Raw genomic sequence first — 10,788 nt, 5'->3', positions numbered from 1 at the left:
GCACCGCGCAGCGAAGCGGGAACCCACCCGACACCGCAGCCTTCAACGGCGCGGTAGACGGGAATCGCCCTCGTTCACGGGGGCGAGGATGTCAACGAACCCGCACGTCGGCGAGCCTCCCCCACACCACGAGCCGGTACCGGGAGGTGAACTCGGGCGTACAGGTGGTGAGCGTCACATAGGAGCCGGCCGCGGTGTACCCGGCGCCCGGCTTCACCCCGCTGCGCGGAACGGGCGCGATGACACCGCTGTCGCGAGGACTGGTCCGCGCGAGCGTCCGGTCGACGGTGTACGTGTACACGGCGTCCCGGGTCTCGATGCCGATCACGTCGCCGCGGCGCAGGCGGTCGATGTACCGAAAGGGCTCGCCGTGGGTGTTGCGGTGTCCGGCGAGCGCGAAGTTGCCCGCCTCACCGGGCTGCGCGGTCCGCGGGTAGTGCCCGACGTATCCCTTGTCGAGCACGCCGCGCTTGCCGATGCCCTGGGCGACGGGTGCCACGAGCCCGATCCTGGGAATGCGGATGACGGCGTACGCCTGGTCCCACCGGGGCCCGGCGGGCGCGGTGCGCCCCTGGGACGTACGGCCTCCGGAGCCCGCGCCGCCGTCCGGCCCGTCACCGCTCCCCGAGTCCCGGTCTCCCCCTCTGCCCCTCGTCCTCTCCGGCTCCTGCGGCTCCTGCCACGTCTTCCGCAGGGCCCGCACCTCGTGCTCGGCGTCGGCGCGGGCCTGCCGGTTGGTCCACCACAGCTGATGAACAACGAGCAACAACAGGACGACGCCGAGGGTCACCACCGCCTCGGCCGCCGTCCAGAGAACACGCGCCACGGCCCTGCGCCCCCGTGCGCCGTGCTGCACCACCACCGGTATCCGCTCCCGCACGGCCCGCACGATAGGGCCCGGCCCCGTAACTCTCCAGGGTCGGAACAACTCTCCGTCCACGCGGCGCGCCGCAGTACCGTGTGGTTCATGCGCCCCGACACGCCTGCCGACCACACCACCGAAGCCGAACGCCTGCTGCGCACCGCGGAGCGCTATCCCGAGGACCGTGAGCCGCTTCTTCTCCAGGCCGCGGCCCATCTGGAACTCGCCGGCGACCGCGCCCGTGCCACCACCCTCTACGAGGACCTGCTCGGCTCCCCCGCCCTCGACCACCCGCACCTGGTCAAGGCGCTCAACGCGGCCAACCTGTGGGAGTACGGCCACGAGGCGGAGGCCCGCGCGATCCTGGACGGTGTCCGTACCGCGCGACCGCTCGACCCGGCTCCCTGGGAGATCGCGGCGGAGACCTTCGAATCCCACGACGAACTGGACGCGGCCCACGACTGCTTCACGACCGCGCTGACCCTCCTGCTGACACCGGGCGAGGAGGTCCCGTACGCCACGCAGTCGCTGCTGATCGGCCGCCACCGCGTCCGTCGGCTGATGGGCGCCGACCACGACGTGTGGGACGAGTTGGCGGACGCCGTCCACACGGCCTCCGTACCGCTGGACGAGCTCCACGACCCGAAGCGGCTGTGGGCGCTGGGCTCCTCCGACCCCGGCGAGCTCCGGGCCGAGATCATCCGCCTCCGCGCCGAACTGGGCACCTACCGCACCGCGCTGTCCCGCCCGTTCCCGGTGGCGATGCTGCACTGGCCGGCCCACGAACTCGACGAACTCCTCGCCGCATACCCGAACCTGCGCTCCGAGTACCCCTCCCACGCCGACCACCTCGCCCGCCTGGAGGCCGCCCTCCGCGACCTCCACCAGGCCGGCACGCCGAACCTGGGCATCGTCGCCGGCACCGTCCCCTCGTACGAGGCGTTCGCCGCGTCGGAGGCCGCCTCCCCGGCCGACCCGGACCTCCTCCCCCAGTACGCCACCACCCTCGCCGCCCGCGGCCGCGCCGTCCCCTGGCCCCCGGCCCGCAACGCCCCCTGCTGGTGCGGCTCGGACCGCCCCTACCGCGAGTGCCACGGGGCCGAATGACCGGAAGGGTCCGGGCCCCGTCGCCCTGCGCGGCGGGTCCCGGAAACCGCGCGATCCCCTGCCCCGGGCCACGTACCCTCCCCCCATGCCCGAACTCCGACGCCTCCGCCCCGATCACGCCCCGGCCCTCCTCGCCTTCGAGCGGGAGAACCGCGCCTACTTCGCCGCCTCGGTGCCGGATCGCGGCGACGACTACTTCACCCACTTCGACACCCGCCACGCCGCCCTGCTCGCCGAACAGGCCGCGGGAACCTGCCACTTCCACGTCCTGGTGTCCACCGACCCCACCACCCGCGGGGAGATCCTGGGCCGCTTCAACCTGATCGACATCGCCGACGGCTCCGCCGAACTCGGCTACCGCGTAGCCGAGAAGGCCACCGGCCGCGGCCTCGCCACGACCACCATCCGCCACCTGTGCACCCTGGCCGCCGAGGAGTACGGCCTCACCACCCTCCGCGCCGCCACGACCCTCGACAACCCCGCCTCCCGAGCCGTCCTCACCCGCACCGGCTTCACCCCGACCGGCGAGGAGCTCCTGCTGGGCGGACGGGCGGGGCTGGGGTATGTGCGTGACTTGAATCGGGGTTCCGAAGTCAAGACTCAGTAGTGAAGGCCCCAGCAAAGCCATGTGAACATCCACAGCCTGTCAGTCCCCCTTGATACAACTACAGGCGTAAGCGGCGAGATGAGGGGACTCGGTCATGCCCAACGACTTTGCACGTAACACGGCCCCGGTTGCTGGGCTCTACGAGACACTGATCACCCATCGCCTCGAAGAACGCATGAACCAGCTCGACTCGACCGTCTGGCAGTCCATCGATGGGGTGGTCGGCGCTGAATCTGTGCCCTATGTGCTGTCACGACACATCGGAAACGTCGTGCGACAGGCCCTCCAGGGGCTCTCACCTGCGGAGCAAGTGGCCGCCACCAACCACATCCTGGATTCGCTCAACACTATCGAAGGCGCGACCGAGTGGGCTGATCTCGTCGCCGAGGGCCCCCGACAACTGCTTGCAGTGGCAGAACAAGAGGCTCCTGGTGTCTACGCAATCCGGCCAGCGACGCCTCTCTCCGAGACGGCACTGATCACCAACTCGCCCGACGACCCAAGCCTGGGGTTTGAGTTGCGTGCCGAGTTGGCCACGGCAGATAGCGTTGACCTCCTCTGCGCCTTTGTGAAGTGGCACGGACTACGAGTCCTAGAAAAATCGCTTTCCTCCGCGCGCGACCGGGGTGTACCCATCCGTGTGCTGACAACGACCTACATAGGAGCCACGGAGCGTCGGGCGCTGGATCGTCTGACTCGCGAGTTCGGAGCCGAGGTGAAGGTCAACTACGAACTTCGCTCGACACGACTGCATGCCAAGGCCTGGCTCTTCCGTCGCGAAAGCGGCTTCGACACGGCGTATGTAGGTAGCTCCAACCTATCCAAGGCGGCGCTTCTCGACGGGCTCGAATGGAACGTTCGGCTGTCGTCGGTTGCCACACCATCCGTTCTACGCAAGTTCGAGGCGACATTCGACGCGTACTGGAGTGAGCGCTCCTTTGAGCCGTACGATCCCGACAACGACGCGCAGAGACTCGACGATGCACTGTCTCAGGCAGGCGGATCCAACCGGAACGGTCGCACCACCATCACACTCTCTGGTCTCGAAGTTCGCCCCTATCCGCATCAGCGTGACATGCTGGAACGTCTCGAAGTGGAACGCACTGTCCACGGCCGGAACTACAACCTCCTCGTTGCCGCGACTGGAACTGGCAAAACGGTGATGGCAGCGCTGGACTTCAAGCGCCTTCGACCGACATTTGACCACGACCCCCGACTGCTCTTCGTCGCCCATCGCAAAGAGATCCTGGAGCAGTCTCTGCGCGTCTACCAGAACGTACTGATTGACGCGAACTTCGGCGAGCTCTTCGTTGGCGGTGAGATTCCCGACAGCTGGACGCATGTGTTCGCAAGTGTCCAGTCGCTCAACTCACATGCGCTGGAACGCTTTACCCCGGACCATTTCGACATCATCGTGATCGACGAATTTCATCACGGCACATCCCCCACGTACCGCAGGATTCTCGATCACTTCGAGCCCAAGGAATTGCTGGGACTCACCGCCACCCCAGAACGCATGGATGGGCTCAACATCCAGGATGAGTTCTTTGACGGGCGGATCGCAGCAGAGATGCGCCTTTGGGAGGCTCTAGAAAACGACCTGCTCAGCCCCTTCCATTACTTCGGTGTCACCGACAACACCGACATGAGTTCCATCACTTGGAAGCGAGGAGCGTACGACACTGCGGCCCTGAGTAACCTCTTCACCGGCAATGATGCACGAGCCAGGCTCGTCGTGCAGGCCGTGAGGGACAAGGTTTCTGACCCGGCCTCGATGCGCGCGTTGGGCTTCTGCGTGTCAGTTGCGCATGCAGCCTTCATGGCCGAGTTCTTCCGGCGAGCGGGCCTCAATGCCGTCGCCCTGTCCGGCGAAACCTCACGCCATGAACGCAAGGAAGCCCTGCATCAGCTCAAGGCAGGCACGCTCCAGATCATCTTCTCTGTAGACCTGTTCAATGAGGGGCTCGACATCCCGGACGTCGACACCTTGCTCCTCCTGCGTCCCACGTCCAGCGCCACCGTGTTCCTCCAGCAGCTGGGACGAGGCCTGCGCCGAACCGAGGACAAGGCCGTTCTCACTATCCTGGACTTCATCGGCCAGCACCGCAAGGAGTTCCGCTTCGAGGAGCAGTTCCGCGCACTGACCAACCTCACGCGTAATCGCCTGCTCGCCAACATCGAGCAGGATTTCCCCCAGCTGCCGTCGGGCTGTCAGATCGTCCTTGAGTCGAAGGCCAAGGAACTGATCATTGACAATATTCGGAGCCAAATCAGCATCAATGTCACCCAGCTCGCTCGCGAGGTCGCCGCATACGCCGAACCTCGCCTAGCTGACTACCTGAAGGAGAGCGGTCGAGAACTCAAGGAGCTCTATCGGGGCAACGGGAACTCCTGGACGGGTCTACTTCGCCGAGCCAAGCTCCTTCCGCAGACAGGACCCGAAGGGGAAACACCGCTACTGAAGCGCGTATCGGCGTTTCTCCACGTCGATGATCCAACCCGAGTCACTGCGTACAGCAGGATCCTTTCCGACGATTCCCCCACGTACGAAGAGCTCAGCGAGCAAGAGCAGGCCTACGCCCGCATGTTCTTCTTCTCATTGTGGCCGTTGGGCGGCGGCTTCAGCAGCTACCAGGAGGGCTTCGATACCCTTCGCCCTCAGCACGCCTTCCGCGACGAACTTCGCCAAGTCCTCGCCCACGTCTTGAAGCAGGCCGACCATGTTCCCGTGCCGCTGCTCGGCACGCTGGCACGACTCCCTCTGACAGTTCATGCCTCATACAGCCGAGAAGAGATCCTTCCCGCCCTGGGACAGTCCTCCATCCACGGCTTCTTTCCGGGGCACTTCCGCGAAGGTGTGAAGTGGTGCGAGAACATACAGACCGACGCACTACTCATCACTCTCGAAAAGGATGAGAAGGACTTTTCTCCAGAGACTCGCTACAAGGACTACGCCCGAAACGATTCCCTTTTCCATTGGGAGTCTCAGAACCAGACGTCAGAAACATCCCCCACCGGCATCCGCTACCAGACCCACAAGGAGAAGGGCAGCCACGTCCTTCTCTTCGTCCGCCGTTACAAGAAGACGGACATCGGCGGGCCCCAGCCGTGGATACTCCTGGGGCCCGCCGAATACATTGAGCACAAGGGAAGCAAGCCTATGGGGATCCTCTGGAATCTGCGCCACGAGATGCCAGCTGACGTCTGGACGTACTCAGCGATCGCTGCGGGTTAGCATCCTCAATCGCTTATGCGCCAGAAGCGACGATGAGCCCGGAGGAAGCGTTCTCCAACGCGATGCTGCACCACGGTTCTCAGCGGAACCGGTCGCGAGTCCGGACTACTGGCATAGCGATCTACCACATGGAGATTATCGGTCAGGTAAAGGGCGCCACGGTCAAGCCTGACATGACAATTTGGGCATAGACACAGAACATTCGCTTCAATGTCGGGGCCCCCATCTGAACCCCCGAGCGCTTGTATGTGCGCCCCCTCGGCATAGCTTTTACCATCAGCCCCGACCGTGAGCGCCAGACCGCAGACCTGACACGCATAGCTATGCCATTCTTTGACCCGGCGCACAACAGCCGTGTCCCGGACAATACGCTCGACCGTAATCGCTTTGCGGCGCGTATCCCGCTCAGGCTCATCAGCATCAGACTCGACAGCGCCACTATGCCCTTGCTGAGCGATAAGGTCTCGGACCTGCTTCTCTAGAGACGTGAGTTCCTGCCTCCCAGCGGGGAGGCGAAGCAACCTAAATCGACAGATCCGAAAACCCGCCCTGCCGGCTTCCGTCCACTCTCCAACGACCTGATAGAGGCCATCGTATCGGTACCCGCTGACAGGCGAGTAGTCCCGTTCGCCTTCACTGCCACGGATAACCCGTATGGGGTTACCCGATATTCGACTCCTCCGAAGGGCGGCATTCCCCCGGTTCCCCCATGTCTGATCCTCTACCTGCCGACCAGTGTTACGGTCCCGCCCTCCAGCACCCGTATAGATGACTTCATCCCATTTGTCGAGATCATCATCGTAGCCCTGATTGAGCACGATTGCGTCAGCAACTCGCTCCCCCTCCACATCAAGCCCCCAGGAGATTCCCGCCTCACGTTCCTTGTGGAGCTTGGCCTCCTTAACAGCTTGTCTGGATTCAAAATGGGCGCCCGGAAGACACCCGTCCACATGCCCGAAGAAAGCTCTGTACGCAACCATGTGAGCATGCTTGCGAAAATTCGATCACGTGTGCTCACTCACGCCAGCACACAGCGCCAAGTGGCCTGATCCATCCCAGGCTTGGCCTAAAATCGACCAACGGTTACCGGATGAACCAGCGGGCCTGCACGCGACCAGGAGCGGGGCCATCTCGGACGCTTCGACGTTCAGGTGCCGCCTCTCAGCCGGGCACCACGCTCACCTTTGTGAAGTGCTCCTCACTTTCCAGCAAAGTGCCGCTCCCTCGCCCCAAGGCGAGGGATGACATGCGTTCCGACCCGGCAGTCGCCGAGCCAGAACGCAACGCCAGTTCCATCGTCAACCCGCTTCAAAATGCACCTGAGCGCGATCCAAAGCGTCGTCCGGGTCGTATCCATGCGCCCGAAGCCAGCGAAGAAGGTCGGCGATCAGATCGATCGCCACCTCCTCCCGGAACACGACGCCTACTCGCCCCACCCCGGTATTCTCCGCCGCCGCGCCGCCCGCGTAGAGCGTCAGGCATGCTTCGCTCTTGACGACCCTCGGATCATCGATGTGACCGCCGGACGAAACCAGGGGCGTGGCCAGGTCGCACCAGACCAGCTTGGACTCCACTCCAAGAATCACGCCCCACCGTTCCGACACGGCTTCCAGCATCACCAGTCCACGCCCCGACTCTTCGTCCGGGCCGGCGGACAGCAGTGTGGGAAGGGCCCGGGCGTCCGGGTCACGAAGTGCGACCCGTAGGTACGTGCCGTTCATCTCGACCACAAGCGTGCTCGGCGTACCCACACCGACATGCCTGATCACATTCGCCACAAGTTCGCTCACGCAGACCTCGGCGGCGTCTGCCACGTCCAACAGACCCCACAACCGCAGGTGCAGTCGCAGGAGGCGCCTCAGTCCGGCAACCCCTTCGGGCTCTGCCAAGAACGGCAACTCCCAGGGCTTCCGTGTCATGCAACCGCCGCTTCTGTTCACCACGAGCACACGCCTTTCACGCGACCGAACCGCCACACCTCACCGTGCGTGAGATGCCATGACTCACAGTTGTCACGACTGAGAGAATGCCAACCTCACATCCCGATATGCAATGTGCACGGAGAGATTCCCTCCATAGGGTGATTGGCGATCACGGACGCTTCCGATGGGATGTAACCCCCGCTATTGGAAGAGGTATTGACGTGGCCGGTTCACCCACAGCCCGCCGCCGACGTCTCGCGATCGAGCTGAAGAAGCTTCGCGAAGAAAGCGGTCTGACCTGCAACCAAGTCGGTAAGGAGCTCGATTGGAGCGGCTCCAAGGTCAATCGCCTGGAGACCGGGCAGGGGCGTGTTCAGCCTTCGGACGTGGACGCGCTCTGCCGCTTCTACGGCACCCCCGACGACATGCGCGACCTACTGCGCTCTCTTGCGAAGGATTCCAAAACCAAGGGCTGGTGGCACGCTCACGGCGATGCGATTCCCGCCTGGTTCTCGGTCTACGTGGGCCTGGAACAAGCGGCATGCAGCATGCGCACCTACCAGGGCGAGTTCGTGCCCGGTCTACTTCAGACCGCCGAGTACGCCACCGAGATGAGCCGTGTCACGCCAGGTCTCCCCCATGACGAGATCCAACGGCTTGTCGACGTACGGATGCGCCGTCAACGGCTCCTGCTGGAGCCGAAGGGTCCCGACTTCTGGTCCGTGATCCACCAGAGTGCGCTCATGCATGTGATGGGCAATCGGAAGGTCATGGTCGCCCAACTCGAACATATGCTGGAGATGGCGAAGTTGAGGAATGTGACGGTGCAGGTACTGCCGTACGATGCTGGCGCGTACCCCACCACCGGGCCCTTCACCGTGCTCGGATTCCCCGAGCAGGAGGACCCCGACCTGGTGTACCGAGAGGGCCTCACGGACTCGATCTACTTGGAGCTCCCGGGAGACGTCAGCGTCTACACGCGGGCGTTCGACCACCTCAGGGCCCTTTCCTTGAGCCCGCAGAGATCAGTTGCGCTGATCCGTTCCGTCATGAAGGAGCACGCACAATGAACCAGCCTCCGATAGCGGTCCAGTGGCGGAGGAGCAGTTACAGCAACGGTGCTGGGGGCGAATGCGTCGAGGTCGCGGACTTGCACTCGATGGTCGGCATACGGGACTCCAAGTGGCCCAGCGGGTCTCATATTGCGGTACGTCACGGCTCGTGGGCGCGGTTCGTCACCTCTCTGCGCGCCCAATAGGCCAGCATTCGAGTACCTGCGCACACGCAGGCATGTGGCATCAACTTGTCTGCCGCGCTCCTGAGTCAAGCCTGGGGGAGCCGTGATGGAACACGAACGGGCACACTGGTTCAAGTCGTCATACAGCGGAGCGAACACAACCGAGTGCGTTGAGGCCGCCCACCTCCCGCATGCGGCTGCGGTCCGCGATTCAAAGGCTCCCGACGGCCCAGTACTGACGTTCAGCAACGCATCGTGGACAGATTTCCTCACCGCTGTACGCCATCAGCGATTCGACAACTGACCGACTGGTTCCCGCGAACCTGAGCACCCGCCTTGCCTCATAACGGCATCAACGCGCCCGCCCCGAACTCGGATACGTGGTCAGTCAACGATCGGACAGGCCCGCCGTGAAGCTCAAAGCCCGTGGTCAGACATGGAGCTGACCACGGGCAGAGGGTGCAAGACAGGCTCAGCGGTCACGTGGCGCGGGGCCACGCGGGTGGATCAGTGCTGCTGGGCCTTGCGGCGGCGGATCACCAGGAAACCGCCCGCTGCGACGAGCACGGCAGCCGCTGCGGAGAGCAGGCCGACCGGCGCGCCGGTGCCGGTCTCGGCGAGGTCGCCTTCGTTCTTGGTGGACGGCGACGACGAGGGCTTCGCGATGGAGTCCTCAGGGGCGGACGTGGCGGGCGACGCGGTCGGCTGCGTCGAGCCGGGCGGGGTGGCCGACGCGGACGGGCCTTCGGGGTCCGGCTCACCGGGGGGCGCCGACGGGCCCTCGGGGCCCGGCTGGCTGGGGGACGCCGACGGGGAGGGCGGGGTGACGGACCCGCCGCCCCCCGGGTTCCCCTTGTCCTCGCAGTCGACCCAGAAGACCTTGTGCTTGGCCTTGCCGTGCTCGCCGTCGAAGTTCCAGAACAGCTTGTAGTGGCCGTCGGGCAGGGACTGGTCCGGCGAACGGCCGTGGCCCTTGGCGTCGAGCGCCAGAGACCCGGACTTCACGATCTCACCCTTGACCTTGGCGGTGGGGGGCCAGGCTTCGATGCGCCAGCCGATGTCCTGGCCGGCGTCGAAACCGAAGGCGTCGAGGTAGAAGGTGCACACGTGAGGCTCGTTCTTGCGGAGCTCCTCACCCGTCGCAGCATCGTGGATCTTCACGGTGCCGTTGTCGCCGGGAGCGGTGGCGTACGCCGTAGGGGCAAGCAGCAGGGCTGCCGTGGCGGCGGCCGTAAGCGTGCATGCGGAAGCAACTGTGCGCATGAGAAATCCAACGGTTGAAAGAGATGGCTACCGTGGGGGGACTGCGTCACCATCCTTCGGCAACACGCACCCGTCAAAGACCTTCTGACCACATCTGTCACGCAGAGTGAAACTCGCCCCATAAGTTCCCCATAACGATTCAGGCCAGCCTCTGGCCGGATTTCGAAGGTTTGACTCGCCCCCCACATATCGGGAAAGTTAGATGCGTACCGTCTGCCGTATGGAGAGGCGAACAGCAATGGACCCCCTGGCCGTGCACAAGGCACTCGCCAACCCCGCGCGCCTGCGGTTCATGGAGTGGCTGAAGGAGCCGGAAAAGTACTTCGACGAGGCGTCGTACCGGCAGCAGGGCCTCGGATTCCACATCGGAGTGTGCGTGGGTGACATCCAGAAGCGCTCCGGGCTGGCGCAGTCCGTCGTGTCCGGCTATCTGCAGACACTCAAGGACGCGGGGCTGCTCGCCTCGGAACGCATCGGCAAGTGGACGTACTACCGGCGCAACGAGGCCGTGATCGCGGAGTTCGCCGCGCACGTACGGGACGCCCTGTAGGGCGC

At 64.6% G+C, this 10,788-nt stretch carries 11 protein-coding genes; 7 read left to right on the top strand and 4 right to left on the bottom strand.

Going from position 1 to position 10,788, the window contains the following annotated elements:
• Positions 1-91: 91 nt before the first annotated feature.
• The gene (locus ACFYXM_RS20945; RefSeq protein ID WP_389291268.1) at positions 92-880 is read right to left on the bottom strand and encodes a class E sortase; all 789 of its coding nucleotides are present in this window, start codon (positions 878-880) and stop codon (positions 92-94) included.
• Between the two features lie 87 nt (positions 881-967).
• Here ACFYXM_RS20945 and ACFYXM_RS20940 point away from each other — a divergent pair, with 87 nt between their 5' ends.
• From ACFYXM_RS20940 to ACFYXM_RS20930, 3 genes are all read left to right on the top strand, one after another.
• Positions 968-1,969 carry an SEC-C domain-containing protein gene (locus ACFYXM_RS20940; protein ID WP_389291266.1) on the top strand — a complete coding sequence of 334 codons (1,002 nt, stop codon included), beginning with the start codon at positions 968-970 and terminating at the stop codon, positions 1,967-1,969.
• Positions 1,970-2,054: 85 nt separating this feature from the next.
• Positions 2,055-2,576 (top strand): GNAT family N-acetyltransferase, encoded by a 522-nt coding sequence (locus ACFYXM_RS20935; RefSeq protein ID WP_389291265.1) that lies wholly within the window; start codon positions 2,055-2,057, stop codon positions 2,574-2,576.
• A 94-nt stretch (positions 2,577-2,670) separates the two neighbouring features.
• The gene (locus ACFYXM_RS20930) at positions 2,671-5,811 is read left to right on the top strand and encodes a DUF3427 domain-containing protein (RefSeq protein WP_389291263.1); all 3,141 of its coding nucleotides are present in this window, start codon (positions 2,671-2,673) and stop codon (positions 5,809-5,811) included.
• 5 nt (positions 5,812-5,816) lie between these two features.
• Here ACFYXM_RS20930 and ACFYXM_RS20925 read toward each other — a convergent pair whose 3' ends face one another.
• Both ACFYXM_RS20925 and ACFYXM_RS20920 read right to left on the bottom strand, forming a co-directional pair.
• The gene (locus ACFYXM_RS20925; protein WP_389291262.1) at positions 5,817-6,791 is read right to left on the bottom strand and encodes a YDG/SRA domain-containing protein; all 975 of its coding nucleotides are present in this window, start codon (positions 6,789-6,791) and stop codon (positions 5,817-5,819) included.
• Positions 6,792-7,109: 318 nt separating this feature from the next.
• On the bottom strand, positions 7,110-7,730 hold the full coding sequence (locus tag ACFYXM_RS20920) for an ATP-binding protein (RefSeq protein WP_389291260.1): 621 nt from the start codon (positions 7,728-7,730) through the stop codon (positions 7,110-7,112).
• 224 nt (positions 7,731-7,954) lie between these two features.
• On the opposite strand from ACFYXM_RS20920, the gene ACFYXM_RS20915 reads away from it, so the two are divergent.
• The 3 genes from ACFYXM_RS20915 to ACFYXM_RS20905 all read left to right on the top strand — a co-directional run bounded on the left by ACFYXM_RS20915 (position 7,955) and on the right by ACFYXM_RS20905 (position 9,274).
• On the top strand, positions 7,955-8,803 hold the full coding sequence (locus tag ACFYXM_RS20915; protein WP_389291258.1) for a helix-turn-helix domain-containing protein: 849 nt from the start codon (positions 7,955-7,957) through the stop codon (positions 8,801-8,803).
• A complete protein-coding gene (locus tag ACFYXM_RS20910; protein WP_351626626.1) occupies positions 8,800-8,991 on the top strand; it encodes a DUF397 domain-containing protein in 192 nt (63 codons plus the stop codon). The genes ACFYXM_RS20915 and ACFYXM_RS20910 overlap by 4 nt, the downstream gene beginning before the upstream one ends.
• Positions 8,992-9,076: 85 nt before the next feature.
• Positions 9,077-9,274, top strand: coding sequence for a DUF397 domain-containing protein (locus ACFYXM_RS20905; RefSeq protein WP_389291255.1), 198 nt, complete (start codon positions 9,077-9,079; stop codon positions 9,272-9,274).
• A 203-nt stretch (positions 9,275-9,477) separates the two neighbouring features.
• Here ACFYXM_RS20905 and ACFYXM_RS20900 read toward each other — a convergent pair whose 3' ends face one another.
• Positions 9,478-10,233, bottom strand: a complete 756-nt coding sequence (locus ACFYXM_RS20900) for an LPXTG cell wall anchor domain-containing protein (protein WP_389291253.1) — start codon at positions 10,231-10,233, stop codon at positions 9,478-9,480.
• Between the two features lie 220 nt (positions 10,234-10,453).
• Here ACFYXM_RS20900 and ACFYXM_RS20895 point away from each other — a divergent pair, with 220 nt between their 5' ends.
• On the top strand, positions 10,454-10,783 hold the full coding sequence (locus ACFYXM_RS20895) for an ArsR/SmtB family transcription factor (RefSeq protein ID WP_389291251.1): 330 nt from the start codon (positions 10,454-10,456) through the stop codon (positions 10,781-10,783).
• The last annotated feature ends 5 nt before the right edge of the window (positions 10,784-10,788 follow it).

The sequence above is a fragment of the Streptomyces sp. NPDC002476 genome (assembly GCF_042889785.1).
Taxonomy (GTDB): Bacteria; Actinomycetota; Actinomycetes; order Streptomycetales; family Streptomycetaceae; genus Streptomyces.
This window is presented reverse-complemented; position numbering and strand designations above follow the sequence as displayed.